The organism is Kitasatospora sp. NPDC022856, assembly GCF_055561235.1.
In genome coordinates, this window is sequence record NZ_JBVHHE010000015.1 from 204887 (window position 1) to 224230 (window position 19344).

A 19344-nucleotide genomic window follows, 5' to 3' on the forward strand; every position below is an offset into this window, starting at 1 on the left:
CCCGGCCCGCCGCCCTCCCCGGGCGGGCGCGACCGGCGCCGCGGGGCTCCGACCCTCTGGCTCCGCCCCCGTTCCCCTCAGGAGATCCCCGTGACCACGACGACCCCGCTGGCCGATCTCACCGGCGACTACGTCCTGGACCCGGCGCACACCCGGATCGGCTTCGTGGCACGCCACGCCATGGTGACGAAGGTGCGCGGCGCGTTCCAGACCTTCGAAGGCAGCGCCCACCTCGACGGCACCGACCCGAGCCGCTCCACCGCCCGGGTGTCGATCAGCGCCGAGAGCATCGACACCGGCAACGAGCAGCGCGACGGGCACCTGCGCACCAACGACTTCCTCGACGCCCCGAACCACCCGAGGATCACCTTCACCTCGACGGGCGTCGAGCAGCTGAACAGTGCCGAGTACCGGGTCAGCGGTGAGCTGACCATCAAGGAGACCACCCGCCCGATCACCATCGACTTCGAGTACACCGGCAACGCCCGGGACCCGTACGGCAACCTCCGGGTCGGCCTGGAGGGATCGGTCGCCATCAGCCGCAAGGACTACGGCATCACCTGGAACGCCGCCCTCGAAGGCGGCGGCGTCCTGGTCGGCGACAAGGTGGTGCTGGAGTTCGACATCTCGGCGATCAAGCAGGAGTGACCCGGCCCGGGTGCACCCGAGGGCCTGTGGCGGAGACCGCCACAGGCCCTCGACGCGTTCCGGGGCGCGCCGCGCGCTTGCTCAACCCATTGGTTGAACAAGTGCGCGGCGAGGAGTAGCCTCGTACTCAACCAAACGGTTGCGAAGAGAAGCAGAGGTGCGCTGATGGCCTCCGATCCGCTGTCCAGGGCGTTCGTCGCCCTGGCCGACCCGACCCGGCGCGACATCGTCGCCCGGCTCTCCGTCCGCGACGCCGGGGTCGGCGAACTCGCGGAGTCCTACGCCATGTCGATGCAGGCCGTCTCCAAGCACCTCAAGGTGCTGGAGGAGGCGGGGCTGGTGAGCCGCAGTCGCGACGCCCAGCGCCGGCCGTGCCACCTGGAGCCCCAGGTGCTCGATCTGATGACGGTCTGGATCGAGCGGTACCGCCGGCAGGCCGAGGAGCGGTTCGGTCGGCTGGACGCCGTCCTCGCCGCCATGGAGGACGGCGACGAGCCCGGAGCGGCCGTGCCGGCCCCGGAATCCCCCGAAGAGCACGAAGAGCACGAAGGAGCAGCGTCATGACCTCCAGCGACGACCGCCGGACCACGATCGAGGCGGACCCGGCACTCCCCGTCATCCGCATCGTCCGCGAGTTCGACGCCCCACCGGCCCGGGTGTTCCGCGCCTGGACCGAGCCCGAGCTGGTGGCGCGGTGGCTCGGCCCCAGGGACCGGGTCATGAAGATCGACACCTGGGACGCCCGCACCGGCGGCAGCTACCGCTACTCCGCACTGGCCGGGGACGGGGCCGGGCCGGCGAGTGAGGTGATCGCCTCCTTCTACGGCTCGTTCCACGAAGTCCGCCGGGACAGCCGGCTCGTCCAGACCTTCACGTTCGAGGGCGTACCGGACGGCGTCTCACTGGAGACCGTGGTCTTCGAGCCGATCGGCGAAGGCCGCACCCGGGTCAGCTCGCTCTCCCTCGTCGACAGCCTGGCCACCCGCGACGCGATCATGGCGAGCGGGATGGACCGCGGCGTGATCGAGGGCTACGAGCAGCTCGACGAGCTCCTCGCCGCCGACTGACCCCGGCGCGCCGCCGCCACGGGGGCGGTCGCTCAGGACAGCACGGCGACCGCCTCGACCTCGACGAGCTGGTCCGTGTAGCCCAGGACGGTGACGCCGAGCAGGGTGCTGGGCACGTCGTGGCTCCCCAGGTAGGAGCGGTAGACCTCCCACGCCGTCACGAGGTCCTCCTGCCGGGAGGAGGCCACGTACACGGTGGTCCGGACGAGGTCGGTCAGGGCGGCGCCCTCGTCCTCCAGCACGGTGATCAGGTTGCGCATGACCTGGTGGGCCTGGGCCCCGACGTCGCCCACGGCGACCGTCCGCCCCTCCGGGTCGAGCGGGCAGGCGCCCGCCAGCCAGAGCGAGCGCACCGGCGCGTCCACGGAGGCGGCGTAGGCGTAGTCCACCGCCTGGGTGAGCCGTGGGTTGCGGATCAGCCGGACCGTACCGCTCATGGGGGCTCCGAAGGTCGAACGGATGTCTGCTCCCCATCCTCGACAGCCGCCTGATCGCCGGTCAAACCATTAACCGCCGCCCGCTCCTCCCGCCGCGCCCCCGCACTCCCGCACTCCCGGTTCACCGGTGCGGGTGATGGCGGGTCGCCCCGCCGGACGGCGATCCTGGTGCCCCACCGAACGAAGGGGTTCCGCGATGGTGCTTCGACTGCCCGGCCGCGGTGTCGGCCGCCGCCGGATCCTGGGGCTGGCCCTGGGCGCGAGCGCCGTACCCGTCCTCGCGACCGTCGCGGCCCGGGCGGCGCCGGCCGCGGCGCCGCTGCCACCGGCCGCCCTGGGCCGCCGGGTCGCCGAGGTGGCGGCCGCGCAGATCGGCGTGCCGTACGCCTGGGGCGGCGGCGACCGGCTGGGCGCGGGCATCGGGTTCTGCGACGAGGAGAACGGCTACCTCGACGGCCAGTGCCTCGGCGAGCACACCGTCGGCTTCGACTGCAGCGGGCTGTCCCTCTACAGCTGGTACCGGGCCAGCGGGGGCGCCGTCGACCTCGCCCACTACACCGTCGCGCAGTACCACCGCTCCGAGCCGGTCGCCCGGGCCGACCTGCTCCCCGGCGACCTGCTGTTCTTCTCGCGCGCGGGCGCGCCGCTGCACCACGTCGGCGTCCACGCGGGCGACGGCGCGATGATCCACGCCGAACGCACCGGCACCCTGGTCACCCGTCTGCCCGGTGTCTTCGAAGACCCGCGCTGGGCGGCCGAGTTCGCCGGCGCCCGGCGCCCGCTGCCGCTCGGCTGAGCGAGCGGAAGCGACCGGGAGCCGGCCCGCCCGCTCTCAGAGCGCCCCCGGCAGGTCGTGGTGGACCCGGCGCAGCAGGTCGTGCAGGGTGCGGCGCTCCCGCGGGTCGAGCGGGGCGAGGATCTCGTCCTGCACCGCGCGGGCCTCGGCCTCCAGTTCGGCCAGGACCGCCCGGCCCGTCCCGGTGATGCTCACCGAGACGCGCCGGCGGTCCGCCGTGTCACGGATGCGCTCGACGCAGTCGGCGGCGGCCAGCCGGTCGGCGACCTTGGCCATGTCGCTGGGGTCCACGCCCAGCCGCCGGACCAGGTCGCGCTGGGCGTGCGGCCCGAAGTCGGCCAGTGCGGCGAGCACCGCCATGTCCCAGAGCCGCAGGCCGCGCCCGGCCAGCCGCTCGGCCAGCCGGCTCCGCGCGGCCCTGCCGGTCCGGGAGAGCAGGTAGGTGCTGAGGTCCAGCAGGGTGGGCGGGGTGGAGCTCTCGGGAGTCACCCCATCAGTCTAGGGTCCAGCCCTATAGTGGGTCAGCACCTACTAATTGCGGTGGGCCGCCCGCCGCCCCGAGCCCAGGAGTCCCGACGTGGATGCCCTGTACACCCGCCTGCTCGTCTCCCGCTTCGCCGAGTGCTTCGCCTTCTACCGCGCCGTCCTGCCCCCGCTCACCGGCGCCGCCCTGGTCAAGGGCGAGGCGGCGGGCCCGTACGCCAACTGGGAGGCCGACGGCCGGACCGTGCTCGCGCTGTACGACCGCGCGATGATGGCCGCCGCCCTGGGCACCGAGCGGCTCCCGCCCCGCCCGCCGGCCGCCCAGGACTCCACGATGCTGGCCGTCCGCGTCACCGACGTGGACGAGGCGCTCGCCCTCTGCCTCCGCCGCGGCGCCCGCGTGGCGGCCGAAGCCACCGACCGCCCCGCGTGGGGCCCGACCCTGCGCACCGCCCACCTCCGTGACCCGGACGGCCACCTGATCGAGCTGCAGTCCTACTGACCGCCGCCCCCGGCCGGCCGGCTACTCCCCGGCCGGGGCGGACTCCCACAGGTCGGGGCTGCCCGCCCCGACCAGGGACCGGATCCGGGCCAGGGCCTCGTCGGCCGGGATCGGGGCGAGCCGGCGGCCGTCGCGCAGGCGCAGGGCCACCTGGCCGTCGGCCGCCTCTCTCGGCCCGATCACCGCCTGGTACGGCACCAGCCGGGCCTCCCGGATCCGGGCGCCCAGGGTGCCGTGCTCGGGCCCGGCGACCTCGGCCCGCAGCCCCTGGTCGAGGCAGCGCTGCCGCAGTCGCCCGGCCTGGTCGGCCTCCCCCTCGGAGACCGGCAGCAGGACCAGCTGGGTGGGCGCCAGCCAGGCCGGGAACGCGCCGCCGTACAGCTCGATCAGATGGGCGACGACCCGCTCGACGCTGCCGATGACACTGCGGTGCACCATCACCGGGCGGTGCCTGGCCCCGTCGGCACCGATGTAGTGCAGGCCGAACCGCTCCGGCTGGTGGAAGTCGATCTGCACGGTGGAGAGGGTGGATTCGCGACCGGCGCCGTCGGCGATCTGGACGTCGACCTTCGGTCCGTAGAACGCCGCCTCCCCCTCGACCGCCTCGAAGGGCACGCCGGACCGCTCCAGCACCTCGGTCAGCAGCGCGGTGGCCCGCCCCCAGAGCGCCGGGTCGGCCACGTACTTCCCGCCCTCGCCGGGCAGCGAGAGCCGGTAGCGGGCGGGGCGGATCCCGAGCGCTCGGTGCGCCTCGCGGATCAGCTCCAGCGCGGCCAGCGCCTCGTCGGCCGCCTGCTCGGGAGTGCAGAAGATGTGGGCGTCGTTCAGCTGGATCGCCCGGACCCGGGTGAGCCCGCCCAGCACGCCCGATGGTTCGGACCGGTACATCCCGCCCAGTTCGGCCATCCGCAGCGGGAGCTCGCGGTAACTGCGCGCCCGGGAGCGGTAGATGAGGGCGTGGTGCGGGCAGAGGCTCGGGCGCAGCACGACCTGCTCGGCGCCCAGGTCCATCGGCGGGAACATGTCGTCGCGGTAGTGCGACCAGTGGCCGGAGATCTCGTACAGCTCGCGTTTGCCGAGCACCGGCGAGTACACGTGGCGGTAGCCGGCCCGCTGTTCGCACCCCCGGACGAACTCCTCCAGGGTGTGCCGGACGGCGGCGCCGTCGGGCAGCCAGTACGGCAGGCCGGCGCCCATCAGCGGGTCGGTGTCGAAGAGGTCGAGTTCACGGCCGAGGCGGCGGTGGTCGTGCATGGTGGCGGTCTCCACTCGGGTCTGCGGGGTCGCACCTGCGGGGGGCTCTCCGCAGGCGGCGCTCCTGGGCCGAGTGGGCGGGAACGACGAAGCCCCGGGGCACTCGGCCCCGGGGCTTCGGACTAGGTCGGCAGTCAGCGCACCGGGACTCTCTCCGGCGTCGTCGTCAGGACGGCTGCAGCGCGCTTCATGCCTCCCACGGTAACAGGGCGGCGACGCTCCCGGCGATCCGTTTCCGGTGCTCGCCCGCGCCCCGGAGCCGATCGGGAGCGGGCGTCCTCAGTACAGCACCGCGCAGCCCCGCTCGCCGAGGGCGGCGAGCAGCCGGGGCGGCGGTGTGACGTCGTTCCACCGCAGGTCGAGCTTCTCCAGGGCCGGCAATCCGGCCAGCCAGTGCGGCAGTTCGGTGATGCGATTGCTCCGCAGGTCCACCCGGCGCAGCAGCGGGAGCCCGGCGAGCACCGGAGGGATCTCGGTGAGGGCGTTGCCCCGCAGGTCGAGCTCGCGCAGCGCGGCGAGTCCGGCGGCGGACGGCGGCAGAGCGGTCAACGCGTTGCCGCGCAGCCACAGTTCGCGCAGGGCGCCGAGCCGGCCCAGGGTGTCCGGCAGGCGGGTGAGCCGGTTGGTCAGGTCTGTCACCCGGGCATTCTCCGCCGGTGCGACGCCCCGGCGAAGCCCGGGGCCGCTACGCGCCCGGGAGGTGGAGGGTCCCGTCGAGGACGGTGACGGCCGTGCCGGAGAGGTGGACGCGGTCGCCGTGGAGGGCCGTCCGGACCAGGCCGGTGCGGGCGGAGACCTGGAGGCCGGCGAGCTGGTCGCGGCCCAGCCGGGCCGTCCAGTACGGGGCGAGCGCGGTGTGGGCGCTGCCGGTGACCGGGTCCTCCGGGATCCCTCGGGCCGGGGCGAAGAAGCGGGAGACGAAGTCGTACCCGGCGTCGCCGCGGGCCGCGGGCGCCGTGACGATGACGCCGCGCAGGTCGTCGCGGAGCGTCAGGGCGGCCAGCGCGTCCAGCCGGGGCGTCAGGTCGCGCACGGCGGCCTCGTCCGGCAGGACGGCCAGCAGGTCGCCGAGCCTGCCGGTGTGCCACGCCGACTCGGGCTCGACGGTCAGCGCCTCGGCCAGCCCCTCGGGGACGGGGACCTCGGTGCCGGGTGCGGCCGGGAAGTCCAGGGTGACGCCGCCGGCCTCGTCGGTGTGGGTGACGAGGACCCCGTGGTACCGGCTGCGGAACCGCACCGTGCCGAGGATCCCCCGCTCGGTGCGGAGCGTGTGCGCCGTGGCCAGGGTGGCGTGCCCGCACAGGGTGGCCTCGACGGTGGGGGTGAACCACCGGATCGCCCAGTCGGCTTCGGCGCCGCCGGGCAGCGGGAGGGCGAACGCCGTCTCGGAGTGGTTCAGCTCGGCGGCCACCTGCCGCATCCAGGTGTCGTCCGGCCACTCCCCGGCGGGCAGCAGGCACACGCCGGCGGGATTGCCGGCGAACGGACGGTCGGTGAAGGCGTCGACCACGTGAATGCGCATGGCGGGGACGATAGCGGTGGCCCCGGCGGGTCGCCATGGCCAATCGGAGGTGATTGGCCTGGTGCCGGGCGGGCGGGCGGGCGCGCCGCCCGCCCGGCACCCCTGACCGCGGTCCTGACCGTGGTCCCGGGCGGGCCCGTGTCACATGTTGATCATGTGCCCGGCCAGGCCGTGAACGGCCTCCTTGACCGCCTCGCCGAGCGTCGGGTGGGCGTGCACGTTGCGGGCCACCTCGTGCACGGTGAGGTCCCACTGCTGGGCCAGCGTCAGCTCCGGCAGCAGCTCGGTGACCTCGGGGCCGATCAGGTGGGCGCCCAGCAGCTCGCCGTGCTTGCCGTCGCTGATCACCTTGACGAAGCCGATCGGGTGGCCGAGCCCGTGCGCCTTGCCGTTGGCGGTGAACGGGAACTTGGCGACCTTGACGTCGTACCCCTGCTCGCGGGCCTGCGCCTCGGTGTACCCGAAGCTGGCGATCTGCGGCTGGCAGTAGGTGGCGCGCGGGATCATCACGAAGTCGAGCTCCATGGTCTCGGCCCCGCCGATGGTCTCGGCGGCGATCACGCCCATCGACTCGGCCGCGTGGGCCAGCATCAGCTTGGCCGTCACGTCACCGATCGCGAAGATGTGGTCGACGCTGGTGCGGCCCCGGCCGTCGACGTCGATCGCGCCGCGGTCGGTGAGCTTCACCCCGGTGTTCTCCAGGCCGTAGCCGTTCACCCGGGGCGCGAAGCCGATCGCCTGGAGCACCTTGTCGGCCTCCAGCACCTGCTGCTGACCGTCGCGGGTGACGGTGACCCTGACCTTGGCGGCCGGGTCGCTGTCGTCGATCGATTCCACCCGGGTCGAGGTGAGCACCTCGATGCCGAGCTTGCGGTACTGCTTGCCGAGCTCGGCGGAGACCTCGGCGTCCTCCAGCGGCACCATCCGGTCGAGGAACTCGACGATGGTGACCTTCACACCGTAGTTGTGCAGCACGTACGCGAACTCGACGCCGATCGCGCCGGCGCCCGCGATGATGATGCTGCCCGGCAGCTCCTCGGTGAGGATCTGCTCCTCGTAGGTGACCACGCGCTCGCTGAGGCTGGTGCCGGGGAGCAGCCGGGTGGTGGCGCCGGCCGCGATGATGCAGTGGTCGAAGGTGACGACCTCGAAGCCGCCGCCGCTCATCGCGACCTGGAGGGTCCGGTCGTCGACGAAGGTGCCCCGGCCGTCGTACTCGGTGATGCCGTTCTTCTTCATCAGGTAGTGGACGCCCTTGACCCGGCCGTCGGCGACGGTCCGGCTGCGGCGGAACGCCTCGCCGAAGTCGAAGCTCACCGTGCCCTCGACCTTGATGCCGAAGGTCTTGGCCTCCTTGGTGAAGATGTGCGCCAGCTCGGCGTTGCGCAGCAGGGCCTTGGAGGGGATGCAGCCGACGTTGAGACAGACCCCGCCCCAGTACTTGGCCTCGATGACGGCGGTCCGCAGGCCCAGCTGGGCGGCCCGGACGGCGGCGGTGTAGCCGCCGGGACCCGCGCCGAGGACGACGACGTCGTAGTGCGTGCTCATGATGCTGACTCCTCCGAGGGTGTCACGGTGACGTGATCTCGGTGCCATGGTGTCAGGAGCCCGGGCGGCGCACTCATCGGCCCCGGCCGATCGGCCGCCGTCCGGGTGCGGCCCGGGAGCGCGACGGGGAAAGGGCGCGGCGCAGCGGGGAACGGCGGGGAACGGAGCGGCGCCGGGGCCCCGCCCGGTGACGGGGTCCCGGGCGGTCAGGCCGACACCTCGTGGGTGTGGCCCTCGTGGAGGCCGCCACCGCTGCCGGCCTGGCCCTCGGTGTGCTGCGGCGCCACCGGCGCGTGCAGGGAGGAGAGGTCCCAGGCATAGGTGCCGACGGCGTCGGCGATCACGTCGATGTTGACGTCGAAGGCCACCAGGTCGAGGTTGCCCAGGTTGTCGCAGGCCTTGTGGTAGCACGTGTCGAACGCCACCCCGGCCGTGCCGCCGTAACGCGCCGCCTGCGCCGCGGACTTGATCACCTCGGCGCCGGTGTCGGTGCCGCCCGCCGGGATCCCCGCGTCGATGAACGGGCCGTAGTCGGACCGGCCGGTGAAGTCGGTGCCCTCGTGCGGCAGGCCCCGGCGGTCCAGGTAGTCGGTGATGTGCCGCTCCAGTTGCGCCGAGCCGTCCGGGCCGGGGCCGGAGCCGACGTGGTCGGAGTCGTCGCCGTCGTAGACGAACTGGGCGGAGTTGGGCGAGGCGATCATGTCGAAGTTCAGATAGAGCTTGATCTTCTTCTGCTCGGCCTCGGAGAGTGACGCCACGTAGGCCTCGGAGCCCTTGAGGCCGAACTCCTCGGCCGACCACCAGGCGAACCTGACCTTGTTCCTGACCGGCCGGTCGCCGAGGTTCTTCGCCACCTCCAGGACGCCCGCCGAGCCGGAGCCGTTGTCGTTGATGCCCGGGCCCGCCACCACGGAGTCCAGGTGGGAGCCGATGACGACGGTGTTCGCCGGGTCGCCGCCGCGGGTCTCGGCGATGACGTTCCAGGTCTTGCGCTTCTCCATGAGGGTACGGATGTCCAGGCCCACGGTGACCGGCCCGGCGGCGGCTTTGGCGACCAGCGCCTCGCCCGCCGCCCTGCTGATCCCGCCGGTCGGGACGCGGCCGGCGGTCGGCTCCCCGAGGGTGCCGTTGAGGTCGCCGTCGGTGTTGTTGTAGACGAGGACGCCGGTCGCACCGGCGTCCGCCGCCGCGGCCGCCTTGACGGCGAAGCTGCAGCCGCCGCGCTTGATCAGCGCGATCCGGCCGGCGAACGCGCCGGCCCCGTAGTCCCCCGCCTCGCAGCCGGTGGTGTCGTCCGCCGGGACGACCGCGAGCGGGGCGGTCAGCCCGGCCGCCGGGCCGCCGACGGAGTACGTCATGGCGATCACCGGTACATCCTCGGCCTGGGGGGACACCACCGTCAGTTTCTGCGCGAGGGCCTGGAAGAAGGTGTACTCGAATTCCTGCTTCGACACCTTCAGACCGGCCTGGCTGGCCTGCTCGTAGACGTAGCGCGCCGACTCGTCGTGGCCGCGGGAGCCCGCCACCCGGTTGCCGCCGTTGCGGTCCGCGATCCGCTGCAGCGCGGCCAGCGTCCGGCGGGCGCTGCCGGCGCTGCTCTCCTCGACGAGCCGGGCGGCCAGCTTGGCTCCCTTGCGGCCCGGGTCCGGTGCGGCCGCGGCGCTCCCGGCGCCGACCAGCAGCAGCGGGGTCACCAGGGCCGCGACCGCCAGCGCGGAGCTCGCGACCCGGGTGGTCCGGGCAGCGCCCGGGCGGGGTGTGACGGTCGGGCGGCGGGTCCGAACATTCACGGCTGGTCCTTCCGAGAGTCCATGGAGATCCCGATTTGACATGCCCCGGGCCACCTTGCCAACCCTGCCGCGAAAGCTGACCGGATGCGGACATCCGACGGCGCGGCGATCCTGGATGAGGAGGGGCCGTCTCATCCAGGAGGGTGACCGAATGTCCATGATCGACAAGATCAAGCAGATGCTGAAGGGCCACGAGGACCAGGCGGACAAGGCCGTCGACAAGGCCGGTGACACCGTCGACCAACGGACCCAGGGCAAGTACAGCGGCCACGTCGACACGGCCCAGGACAGGGTCAAGGACCAGTTCCGCGACCAGCCTCCCCAGTAGCCCGCCGACGCAGTCCGGACCCACGGGTCCGGTACCCCGGCCGGGTGAGCGCGACGACGCGCGCACCCGGCCGGGGTACCGCGCGTCCACGGCCGGACGAGCGCTCCCCCCGGACCGTACGGGCGCCCGCGGGGACCCTCCCACCAGGAGGGCTTTACACAGTCATTACCATTGGCACGGTAGCGCTTCCGCGTGTCGCACACGGCGCGGCGCCGTTCACCCGTCCGGGTGAGCGGCCGCCCCGCCGGGCCGGCCCAGTTCCGGCGGACGGCCGGCCCTGTTCCGGCGGACGTCGCGCACGCCAGCGGGAAGCCCTGACGAGAGGACAGCCGCCGTGTCGATCCCCCGTGTCCGGACCACCCCCCTGCCCGGCGTCGGCGTCCAGTACGACCTCACCACCCGAGAACAACGGCACCTGTCCGTCATCGCCCACCGGGACGGCTCACGCAGCCTCAACGTCTACCGCTCGGACGACCCCGACGCCTGCGCCCAGGCGTTCCGGCTGACGGCCGAGGAGTCCACCGCCCTGGTCGACGCCCTGACGCCCGCTCACCACAACCCGGGCCTGCTGCACACCACCGACCTGGGCCTGGTCGCCGAACGCCTCCCCGTCGAGGGCGCCTCGCACTGGAATGGCCGGGTGCTCGGCGAGACCCGGATGCGCACCGAGACCGGCGCCTCGATCGTCGCCGTGCTGCGCCGCACCGGCGCCGTGCCCTCCCCGACCCCCGACTTCCGGCTGGCCGGCGGGGACATCCTGATCGTGATCGGCACCCGCGAGGGCGTGGACGCCGCCGCCGCGATCCTGGGCAGGGAGTGATCGGATGCACACCGCAAGCGTCTTCATCGAACTCGGCTCGGTCATCCTGGTCCTCGGCCTGCTCGGCCGAATAGCCGGCCGGTACGGGTTCTCGCCCATCCCGCTCTACCTGCTCGGCGGACTGGCCTTCGGCAAGGGCGGCCTGCTGCCGCTCAGCGCCAGTGAGGAGTTCGTGGCCACCGGCGCCGAGATCGGCGTCGTCCTGCTGCTGCTGATGCTGGGTCTGGAGTACACCGCCGCCGACCTGGTGACCAACCTCAAGGCCCAGTACCCGGCCGGCGCCGTCGACTTCGTGCTCAACGCACTGCCCGGCGCGGCCGCCGCCCTGCTCCTCGGCTGGGGCCCGGTCGCCGCCGTGGTACTGGCCGGCGTCACCTGGATCTCCTCCTCCGGGGTGATCGCCAAGGTGCTCGGCGACCTCGGCCGGCTCGGCAACCGGGAGACCCCGGTGATCCTCAGCATCCTGGTGCTGGAGGACCTCGCGATGGCCGTCTACCTGCCGATCCTGACCGCGCTGCTGGCCGGCGCCGGCCTGCTCGCCGGCTCGCTCACCCTCGCCATCGCGCTCGCCACCGCGGGCGCCGTGCTCTTCGTCGCGCTCCGCTACGGCCGGGTGATCTCGAAGTTCGTCTCGCACGACGACCCGGAGAAGCTGCTGCTGGTCGTCCTCGGACTGACCCTGTTGGTGGCCGGCCTCGCGCAGCAGCTCCAGGTGTCCGCCGCGGTCGGGGCGTTCCTGGTCGGCATCGCCCTCTCCGGCGAGGCCGCCGAGGGCGCGCACACCCTGCTCAGCCCGTTGCGGGACCTCTTCGCGGCGGTCTTCTTCGTCTTCTTCGGGCTCAGCACGGACCCGACGAGCATCCCGCCCGTCCTGCTGCCCGCGCTGCTGCTGGCCGTGGTCACCGCGCTCACCAAGGTGGCGACGGGGTACTGGGCCGCCCGCCGGGCCGGGATCGGCGAACGCGGCCGCTGGCGGGCCGGCGGCGCGCTGGTCTCGCGCGGGGAGTTCTCCATCGTCATCGCCGGTCTGGCCGTCACCGCGGGCATCGAGCCCGAACTCGGGCCGTTCGCCACCGCGTACGTGCTGATCCTGGTGGTCACCGGCCCGCTCGCGGCCCGGTACACCCAGCCCGCGGTGGAGCGCCTCGGGGCGCTGCGCGGGCGCTGGGCTCCGGCGGCCCGGGTCTCGCCGGGCGCCGAACGGCTGCCCGACGCCGGGGCGAGCGACGCCGCCACGGTGCCGGAGGCGATCACGTTCGAGGGGCCGGAGCCGGCGGAGCTCGTTCAGGACGGGTTCGCGCAGGACGGGTTCGCGCAGGAGCAGCCGGCCAACGGGCTGCCGCGCTGAGGCCGGGGCCCCGGGGCGGATCAGTCGGACCGGTCCGCCCCGGTGCCGGGCTCCCGGCCCGACCCGGGCCGGCGGCCGGGCTCGGGGTCCGGCACCGCACCGCAGTTCTCGCAGGGCTGCCGCCCGGCCCGCTCGCGCAGCCGGCCGCACTCCGGGCAGACCCGGTCCAGCCAGCACGCCGATTCGCCGCCTTCGTCCATACCGCCGATTCTGCCCGGCCCACCCCCGCGACGACGAGTAGACACTGTCTACTCGCTCCTGGTAGACAGTGTCTATGACTGATCAGGGTTCGGGCCTGCGCGCCCGGCTGGTGGCGGCCGGCGTCGAACTGGTGACGGCTCAGGGGATCCACGCGCTCTCGCTGCGCGAGATCGCCCGCCAGGCCGGCGTCTCGCACGGCGCGCCGCGCCGCTACTTCGCCACCCACGTCGAGCTGCTGTCGGCCATCGCCCGGCACGGCTTCGACGAGCTGGCCGCCGACCTCACCCGTGCGACGGCCGGCGCGGGCCCGGGCCCGCGCGAGCGGCTCGCCGCACTCGCCCGCGGCTACCTCGGCTTCGCCGCCGCCCAGCCCGGCATGTTCGAGCTGATGTTCCGCCACGACCTGCTGGAGGGCAGCGGCATCGGCCTGCGGCAGACCAGCCTCCCGCTCTTCCGGACCTTCACCGCCCTGGTCGCCGAGGTGCGGCCACCGAGCGGCGCGGAGCCCGCGGCGGCGGCCGCCGCACTCTGGGCCAACCTGCACGGGCTCGCCCAGCTCCGCGCCTGGGGCAGCCTCCAACTCGCCACCGGCAGCGACGACATCGAGCCGCTGCTGCACGCCGCCCTGGCCGCCCACCTGGGCCCGGAGGCCCGGTGAACACGCCCGCGCGCCGGCGCCTGACCCTCGCCGGGAGCATCACCGGCGCCTCGATCGTGGCCCTGGACGGCACCGTCCTCACCGTCGCCCGGCCCGCCATGCAGCACGACCTCAACGCCTCCTTCACCGCCGTCCAGTGGACCAGCACCGCCTACCTGATCGCGGTGGCGAGCCTGCTGGTCTTCGCCGGCCGGCTGGGCGACCGCTACGGCCACCAACGCGTCTTCGCCGTGGGCGCGCTGGGCTTCGCCGCCGCCTCGGCCGGGATCGGCCTGGCGCCCGGCATCGGCTGGGTGATCGGCCTGCGCGTCGCCCAGGGCGTGGCGGGCGCGCTGCTGCAGCCCGCCACCCTGGGCATGCTGCGCGCGGCCTACCCGGCCGACCGGCTCGCGATGCCGATCGCCCTGCGCACCAGCGCGATCGGCCTGGCGGCCGCCGCCGGACCGGTCGTCGGCGGGGCGCTGACCACCCAACTGGGCTGGCGGGCGGTCTTCTTCCTCACCGTCCTCCCCGCCGTCGCGGCCGGGCTCGCCGCGCTGGCCGTGCGGATTCCGCAGCCACCCGCCGACCGGTCCACCGGCGCCCTGCGCGCGCTCGACCTGCCGGGCGCCGCCCTGCTCGCGGCGGCGCTGGTCTGCCTGGTGCACACGCTCGTCGGGGTGCCCGAGCACGGCCGGCCGGCCGCCACGACGTTCGGCCTGCTCGCCGCGGCCCTGCTCGGCACCGCCTTCGTCCACCAACAGCGGCGCGCCGCACACCCGTTGCTGCCGCCGCGGGTGTTCGCCTCGCCCACCGTCGCGTCCTCGCTCGGCGTGCTGCTGACCGCGTCCGCGGCGCTCTTCGGGACGCTGTTCCTGGCCACCTACTTCCTCCAGGACGTGCTCGGGCTGGACCCGTTCCAGTCCGGCGTCCGGGCGTTGCCGCTGGCCGTCACGATGGTCGCCGCCGCCCCGGCCGCCGCGGTGCTGATGCGCCGCCACGGGGCCCGGGCCACCGCCGGGGCCGGGATGCTGCTGCTCACGCTCGGCACCCTGCTCGCGGCCCGGTTCGACGAGTCCACCGGGGCCGTCGCGGTCGGCGGCAGCTTCCTCCTGCTGGGCAGCGGGTTCGGGGCGGTGATGGTCACCGCGACGGCCGCCCTCGTCCGCGACGCCTCGGTGGCGGACGCGGGCGTCGCCGGCGGGCTCCAGCAGACCGTGATGAACATCGGCCCGGCCCTGGGGACCGCCGCCGCGACCACCCTCACCGCCGGCCGTCCGCTCGTGACCGCCATGGGCCCGGCCCTGCTGGTCCTCGCGGCCACGGCGGCGGTCGGCGTCCTGCTCGCCACCCGCCTCCCGACCCGGGCCCGGGCCCGGGCGGCGGGGGTGGTGGAGGCGACGCGGCCGGGGCACTGAACCGGTCACTCGCCCGCAATGGCGTACGTCGTCCCGGTCGGTGCCCTCGGGCCCGTCGATCGCTTCACGCCGTCGACTTGTCGACGATTTCGGCGGTCTCCACGTACCCGATGGACGGCGCCGCGCCATGGAGACCGGCTGCTCGCCCGCGCATCGGGGTGGGCGTCACTCCACCGGAGCCCGAAGCGGGGTCTGCCCGGTGGGTTCGGCCGCGCCGACCGGCTCGGCGGGCTCGACCACCGGGCCGGGGGCTCGGCGGCGGTTCGGGGCCGGCAGGCGCATCAGGATCAGCTGGGTCAGCGCGCCCACCGCCATGCCGGTCCAGAGGCCGTTCACCCCGAGCGGCACCGACAGGGCCACACCGGCGGCGAGCTGGACGCCGAGTCCGAGCAGGCTGGCCGTCACCAGGCGGCGGCCCGCGCCGGTGGCCTGGAGCACGCCGCCGAGGGTCACCACCAGGGCGTAGGGCAGTACGTAGAGCCCGGCCATCCGCAGGTAGCCGACGGCCTGGGCGGCGACCGCGTCGTCCCGGGTGAAGAGCGCGGTCACCGGCACCGCGAGCGCCGCGCAGAGGACGGCGGCGCCCGCGCCGAGGGTGCCGGCCAGCCGGGCGGTGTCACGGCCCAGGGTGCGCAGCCCCGCCGTGTCGCCCGCGCCGGTCAGCCGGGCCGCCTCGATGGCGGAGGCCTGCCGTACGGCGTAGAAGGCCATGGTCACGACCAGCATCACGCGGTAGCCCACGCCGTAGCCGGCGACCGCCGGTACGCCGAAGGACGCGACCAGGGCGAGCTGCACCGTGCCGACGCCCATCCGGGCGGTGAAGTCGAGGCCGAACGAGGCTCCGGCGGAGACGATCCGGCGGGCCTCCGGCAGGAGCCCGCCCGCCGGGGGCGCGGTCCGGCGGCGCCGGCGCCGGAGCAGCAGCGTGACGGCGAAGGTGAGGGCGCGCGCGGTGGTCAGGGCGAGCGCCGCGCCCGTCACGCCGAGGGCCGGGAACGGTCCGGGTCCGAGGATCAGCAGCGGGTCGAGGAGGAGCAGCAGGGCGTTGGTCAGCAGGGCGAGCCGCATCGGCGTCCGGGTGTCGCCGGTGCCCTTGAGGAGCTCGTCGGCCACCCGTTGGCCGAAGAAGAGTCCGGCGGCGGGGAAGGCGATCGCGAAGTAGTCCGCGGCGAGTCCGGCGGCGGGGCCGTCCAGGAAGGCGTCCGCGATCGGGTGGCGCAGCAGGAAGCCGGGGACGGCGAGCAGCAGGCTGCCGAGGGCGCAGAGCCGCCAGGCCGCCCGCGCGGTCCGGCCGGCCGCCGCGCGGTCCCCGGCGCCGACGGCGTGCGAGATCCGGACGGTGGTGCCGGAGGCGACCACCAGGACCAGGCCCAGCAGCAGGTTCTCGACGGTGCCCGCGAGGGTGACGGCGGCGACGGCGGGCGCGCCGAGCCCGCCGACCCAGTACGTGCTGATGACCGAGGCGATCACCCCGGACAGGAGTCCGGCGTAGACCGGCCCTGCCAATCCGATCAGCCTCGGCAGATGTCCTCGCACGTCGCCCCCCGGTTCCGTCGGCAGCGCTCGGCCGCCCTCTTGGTGTCTCGAACAGAGATACATCGTTTAGAGGCACATCGGCAAGAGGTACCATGACGCCCGAACCGCGCGTGCGACGACGGAAGGGCTTCACCGGTGCTCACCCTCGCGATCCTCGGCTTCCTGTACGACGAGCCGCTGCACGGCTACGAGTTGAAGTCACGGATCACCGGCCTGACCGGCCACGCCCGGCCGGTCAGCGACGGTGCGCTCTACCCCGCCATCGCCCGTCTGGAGAAGGCCGGACTGCTGGAGCGCCGCAGCGAGCCCGGCAGCGGTGCCGCGCCGCGGCAGGTCCTGGAGCTCACCGCGGCGGGCCGGGCCGAACTCGAGCGCCGGCTGGCCGACCCGGCCGAGGCCGAGATCTCCGACCAGATCCGCTTCTTCACCGTGGCCGCCTTCCTCGACCGCCTCACCGACCCGGTCGCGCAAGCCGCGGTCCTGCGGCGCCGGCTGGCGTTCCTGGAGGCGCCGAGCAGCTTCTTCTACGACGCGCAGGGCCGGCCGGTCGCGGCCGAGCAGGAGTCCAGCCCGTTCCGGCGCGGCATGCTGCTGGTCGCCCGCGCGTCCGGCGCCGCCGAGCGGGCCTGGCTGGCCGGGACGATCGCCGAACTGGAGGGCGGCCGGGCGTGCTGAGGCGGGCGGTGGGAGGGGCTCGAAGGGCCGCCGCCCGCGGTCGCCCGGGGCGTGCTCGGGCCCCCGGACAAGGGTGCGAGACGGTCCGCCGATTCCTGTTCCGGGCCTGGCGCAACTGGGGCGTGTCGTCGCTATGATGATCCGCCTCACACCATGGCGCCGCCGCGGGGTGAACCGTACGCGCCGGGCCATGCCCGCACCCCTGGAGGCCGCCGTGCCCACTGCCGACACAGGAACCGCCCGCCCGCAGCAGCTGACGCGCGACGGCATCCCCGGCTGGTTCTTCAAGGTCGACCAGGAGGCCTTCGCCCACTTCCTCACCGAACAGAGCGCGGCCGGGCACACCGGCGACATCCTCGAACTGGGCACCTACCTCGGCCGGAGCGCCGTCCTGCTCGGGGACCACCTCCGGCCCGGCGAGCAGCTGACCGTCTGCGACCTGTTCGACTCCGAGGCGGGCGACGCCGACAACGCCGCCGAGATGACGATGTCCTACCGCAAGACCCTGACCAGGAGCGCCTTCGAGGCCAACTACCTCACGTTCCACCCGCGGTTGCCGGTCATCGTGCAGGCCCCCACCTCGGTACTGGCCGACCGCCGGATCCCGGACGGCAGTTGCCGCTTCGTCCACATCGACGCTTCGCACCTCTACGAGCACGTGGCCGGGGACATCGAGGTCGCCCGGGCGGCACTGGGCGAGAACGGGCTGGTCGCGCTCGACGACTACCGCTCGGAGCACACCCCGGGCGTCTCGGCGGCGGTCTGGCAGGCGGTGTTCACCGGCGGGCTGCGGCCCGTGCTGCTCACCCCCATGAAGTTCTACGGGACTTGGGGGGACGCCGAGGAACTCCAGCGGGTGCTGCTCGGCCGGGACTGGCGGGCCGGCGGCTACACGGTGGACGAGGACGCCATCGCCGGTGCGCGGGTGGTGCGGCTGAAGTACGCGGTCAAGCCGGGCGCGGCCCAGGCGCACCGCTCGGCCCCGCGGCGCCTGGCGCTGGACCTGCTGCCGCCGGTCGCCACCCGCGCGACCAGGCGGCTGCTCCAGGCGCTGCGCGATCGCCGCGCGGGCCGGCCGGTGGTCCGTACCGGCTGATCCCGTACCGGCTGGTCCCGTACCGGCTGGTCCCGCGCCGGCGTTCGCGGGGAGGGACGGGCGGCCCCGGCCGGGACGGGCAGGGGCGGCCGCCCCTCCCGCCGGGGCCGGGCGGATGGCGTCGATCCCGCTCGGTAGGCTGTCGCGATGCACCGGACCACCACCGCGCCGACCCCCTCCGAGCTGCCCGGATGAGCGTCTTCCTGCCTCCCGAGCCGCCGGCCTTCGCCACCGCCTCACCACGCGAACGGGTCGCGCGGGTCCTCACCGAATCGCTGGCGCCCGCCCATCTGGTCATCGCCCTGCTGCTGCTCGTCGGCGCGCACAGCACCGAGGGCTGGTCCGGGGTCGGCTGGGGCCTGCTGGCCGCGCTGTTCTGCGGCGTGGTGCCACTCGGCATCATCGCCCTCGGGGTGCGGCGCGGCGCGCTGACCGACAAGCACATCCGGGTCCGCCGCCAGCGCGTCGTCCCGATGGCCGCCAGCCTGCTGTCGGTGGTGGCGGGCGTGGCCCTGCTGTACGCGCTGGACGCCCCGGCGGAGGTCGCCGCCCTGGTCGTGGCGATGCTGGCCGGCCTGGTGTCGGCGCTCGCCGTCACGGTCTGGTGGCAGACATCCCTGCACAACGCCGTGGCCGGGGGCACCGCGATGATCCTGGTGCTGGCGTTCGGCCCGGCGGCGCTGCCGGTCGCGGCGGCCGCGCCGGTGGCGGTGGGCTGGTCGCGGCTGGTGCTGAAGGCCCACACGGCCGCGCAGGTGCTCGCCGGGACGGCGCTCGGCGGTGTCTGCGCCGTGGTGTTCGCGCTGCTGCGCTGAGCCCCGGCCCACCGAGCCGTACGCGACGGCGTTCATCTCCTCCCGGCTGCTGGACCCTCAGCTCCGCCGCCACCTGCCGGAGGACTCCAACATCGTCCGGTTCCAGAAACGGTTCACCCCGCTGCGTCCGCCGGGCGAGCCGGCGGACGACAACCCGCTCCGCTACGTCTTCGGCGACAGCGGCCGGCCGCTGGAGTCGCTGCCCCGGGACACCCCGCTCGAGCGGGCCCTGGTGGACCACCTGCGCGCGGGCGGCCACTGGTACGTCGTCGGCGGGTGGCTGAGGCTCGGCGAGGGCGACGTGCTCGGCGAGGACGACGCCTGACCGGTGGTCAGGACCGACACGGCCCCAGGGGCGCGGAGCGGCCGGCCGAGATCCGGAGGCCGGGCCCCGGAATGCCCTGCGCGCCCACGGCGGATTCT

General features: G+C 74.4%; 22 protein-coding genes and 1 pseudogene. 14 read left to right on the top strand and 9 right to left on the bottom strand.

Going from position 1 to position 19344, the window contains the following annotated elements; all coding sequences use genetic code 11:
- Positions 1-90 precede the first annotated feature (90 nt).
- The 3 genes from ACZ34W_RS21020 (at position 91) to ACZ34W_RS21030 (ending at position 1715) form a co-directional block, all read left to right on the top strand.
- Entirely contained in the window at positions 91-648 is a 558-nt protein-coding gene (locus ACZ34W_RS21020) for a YceI family protein (RefSeq protein WP_329485798.1), read from the top strand.
- 165 nt (positions 649-813) lie between these two features.
- On the top strand, positions 814-1212 hold the full coding sequence (locus ACZ34W_RS21025; RefSeq protein ID WP_329485799.1) for an ArsR/SmtB family transcription factor: 399 nt from the start codon (positions 814-816) through the stop codon (positions 1210-1212).
- The gene (locus ACZ34W_RS21030) at positions 1209-1715 is read left to right on the top strand and encodes an SRPBCC family protein (RefSeq protein WP_465606117.1); all 507 of its coding nucleotides are present in this window, start codon (positions 1209-1211) and stop codon (positions 1713-1715) included. The genes ACZ34W_RS21025 and ACZ34W_RS21030 overlap by 4 nt, the downstream gene beginning before the upstream one ends.
- Positions 1716-1747: 32 nt before the next feature.
- Here the strand turns inward: ACZ34W_RS21030 and ACZ34W_RS21035 are convergent, their stop codons facing one another.
- Positions 1748-2152, bottom strand: a complete 405-nt coding sequence (locus ACZ34W_RS21035) for a RidA family protein (RefSeq protein ID WP_465606119.1) — start codon at positions 2150-2152, stop codon at positions 1748-1750.
- A 196-nt stretch (positions 2153-2348) separates the two neighbouring features.
- Between ACZ34W_RS21035 and ACZ34W_RS21040 the strand changes: the two genes are divergently transcribed.
- A complete protein-coding gene (locus ACZ34W_RS21040; protein WP_329485802.1) occupies positions 2349-2948 on the top strand; it encodes a C40 family peptidase in 600 nt (199 codons plus the stop codon).
- Between the two features lie 36 nt (positions 2949-2984).
- Here the strand turns inward: ACZ34W_RS21040 and ACZ34W_RS21045 are convergent, their stop codons facing one another.
- Positions 2985-3437 (bottom strand): MarR family winged helix-turn-helix transcriptional regulator, encoded by a 453-nt coding sequence (locus tag ACZ34W_RS21045; RefSeq protein ID WP_329485803.1) that lies wholly within the window; start codon positions 3435-3437, stop codon positions 2985-2987.
- 88 nt (positions 3438-3525) lie between these two features.
- Between ACZ34W_RS21045 and ACZ34W_RS21050 the strand changes: the two genes are divergently transcribed.
- Positions 3526-3933, top strand: coding sequence for a VOC family protein (locus tag ACZ34W_RS21050; RefSeq protein ID WP_465606122.1), 408 nt, complete (start codon positions 3526-3528; stop codon positions 3931-3933).
- A 21-nt stretch (positions 3934-3954) separates the two neighbouring features.
- On the opposite strand, the gene thrS is transcribed toward ACZ34W_RS21050, so the two are convergent.
- The 5 genes and pseudogenes from thrS to ACZ34W_RS21075 all read right to left on the bottom strand — a co-directional run bounded on the left by thrS (position 3955) and on the right by ACZ34W_RS21075 (position 9969).
- Positions 3955-5202 carry a threonine--tRNA ligase gene (thrS, locus tag ACZ34W_RS21055; protein WP_465606124.1) on the bottom strand — a complete coding sequence of 416 codons (1248 nt, stop codon included), beginning with the start codon at positions 5200-5202 and terminating at the stop codon, positions 3955-3957.
- Positions 5203-5466: 264 nt separating this feature from the next.
- Positions 5467-5805: pseudogene (locus ACZ34W_RS21060) on the bottom strand (leucine-rich repeat domain-containing protein); the annotation flags it as partial.
- 67 nt (positions 5806-5872) lie between these two features.
- Positions 5873-6709, bottom strand: coding sequence for a PhzF family phenazine biosynthesis protein (locus ACZ34W_RS21065; protein WP_465606126.1), 837 nt, complete (start codon positions 6707-6709; stop codon positions 5873-5875).
- A gap of 141 nt (positions 6710-6850) precedes the next feature.
- The gene (lpdA, locus tag ACZ34W_RS21070) at positions 6851-8257 is read right to left on the bottom strand and encodes a dihydrolipoyl dehydrogenase (RefSeq protein WP_329485808.1); all 1407 of its coding nucleotides are present in this window, start codon (positions 8255-8257) and stop codon (positions 6851-6853) included.
- A 206-nt stretch (positions 8258-8463) separates the two neighbouring features.
- Positions 8464-9969 carry a M28 family metallopeptidase gene (locus tag ACZ34W_RS21075; RefSeq protein ID WP_465606179.1) on the bottom strand — a complete coding sequence of 502 codons (1506 nt, stop codon included), beginning with the start codon at positions 9967-9969 and terminating at the stop codon, positions 8464-8466.
- Positions 9970-10198: 229 nt separating this feature from the next.
- Here ACZ34W_RS21075 and ACZ34W_RS21080 point away from each other — a divergent pair, with 229 nt between their 5' ends.
- The 3 genes from ACZ34W_RS21080 (at position 10199) to ACZ34W_RS21090 (ending at position 12543) form a co-directional block, all read left to right on the top strand.
- Complete coding sequence (locus tag ACZ34W_RS21080) at positions 10199-10375, top strand: antitoxin (protein ID WP_329485811.1); 177 nt, start codon at positions 10199-10201, stop codon at positions 10373-10375.
- A 334-nt stretch (positions 10376-10709) separates the two neighbouring features.
- Entirely contained in the window at positions 10710-11195 is a 486-nt protein-coding gene (locus ACZ34W_RS21085; protein WP_359811203.1) for a cation:proton antiporter regulatory subunit, read from the top strand.
- 4 nt (positions 11196-11199) lie between these two features.
- Entirely contained in the window at positions 11200-12543 is a 1344-nt protein-coding gene (locus ACZ34W_RS21090; protein ID WP_359811200.1) for a cation:proton antiporter, read from the top strand.
- A 20-nt stretch (positions 12544-12563) separates the two neighbouring features.
- Here the strand turns inward: ACZ34W_RS21090 and ACZ34W_RS21095 are convergent, their stop codons facing one another.
- The gene (locus tag ACZ34W_RS21095) at positions 12564-12743 is read right to left on the bottom strand and encodes a hypothetical protein (RefSeq protein ID WP_465606129.1); all 180 of its coding nucleotides are present in this window, start codon (positions 12741-12743) and stop codon (positions 12564-12566) included.
- Positions 12744-12817: 74 nt separating this feature from the next.
- On the opposite strand from ACZ34W_RS21095, the gene ACZ34W_RS21100 reads away from it, so the two are divergent.
- Together ACZ34W_RS21100 and ACZ34W_RS21105 are read left to right on the top strand one after the other, a co-directional pair.
- Positions 12818-13402 (top strand): TetR/AcrR family transcriptional regulator, encoded by a 585-nt coding sequence (locus ACZ34W_RS21100; RefSeq protein WP_465606131.1) that lies wholly within the window; start codon positions 12818-12820, stop codon positions 13400-13402.
- Positions 13399-14799 carry an MFS transporter gene (locus ACZ34W_RS21105; protein WP_465606133.1) on the top strand — a complete coding sequence of 467 codons (1401 nt, stop codon included), beginning with the start codon at positions 13399-13401 and terminating at the stop codon, positions 14797-14799. The genes ACZ34W_RS21100 and ACZ34W_RS21105 overlap by 4 nt, the downstream gene beginning before the upstream one ends.
- Positions 14800-14964: 165 nt before the next feature.
- On the opposite strand, the gene ACZ34W_RS21110 is transcribed toward ACZ34W_RS21105, so the two are convergent.
- Positions 14965-16305: an MATE family efflux transporter gene (locus tag ACZ34W_RS21110; RefSeq protein WP_465606135.1), complete on the bottom strand. Its 1341-nt coding sequence runs from the start codon at positions 16303-16305 to the stop codon at positions 14965-14967.
- Between the two features lie 165 nt (positions 16306-16470).
- Here ACZ34W_RS21110 and ACZ34W_RS21115 point away from each other — a divergent pair, with 165 nt between their 5' ends.
- The 4 genes from ACZ34W_RS21115 (at position 16471) to ACZ34W_RS21130 (ending at position 19246) form a co-directional block, all read left to right on the top strand.
- Complete coding sequence (locus ACZ34W_RS21115; protein ID WP_465606137.1) at positions 16471-17010, top strand: PadR family transcriptional regulator; 540 nt, start codon at positions 16471-16473, stop codon at positions 17008-17010.
- A 190-nt stretch (positions 17011-17200) separates the two neighbouring features.
- Positions 17201-18106: a class I SAM-dependent methyltransferase gene (locus tag ACZ34W_RS21120; RefSeq protein ID WP_352296764.1), complete on the top strand. Its 906-nt coding sequence runs from the start codon at positions 17201-17203 to the stop codon at positions 18104-18106.
- Positions 18107-18297: 191 nt separating this feature from the next.
- Entirely contained in the window at positions 18298-18921 is a 624-nt protein-coding gene (locus tag ACZ34W_RS21125) for a hypothetical protein (RefSeq protein ID WP_465606139.1), read from the top strand.
- Positions 18887-19246, top strand: a complete 360-nt coding sequence (locus tag ACZ34W_RS21130) for a hypothetical protein (RefSeq protein WP_465606141.1) — start codon at positions 18887-18889, stop codon at positions 19244-19246. Before ACZ34W_RS21125 ends, ACZ34W_RS21130 begins: the two co-directional genes overlap by 35 nt.
- Positions 19247-19344: the final 98 nt, after the last annotated feature.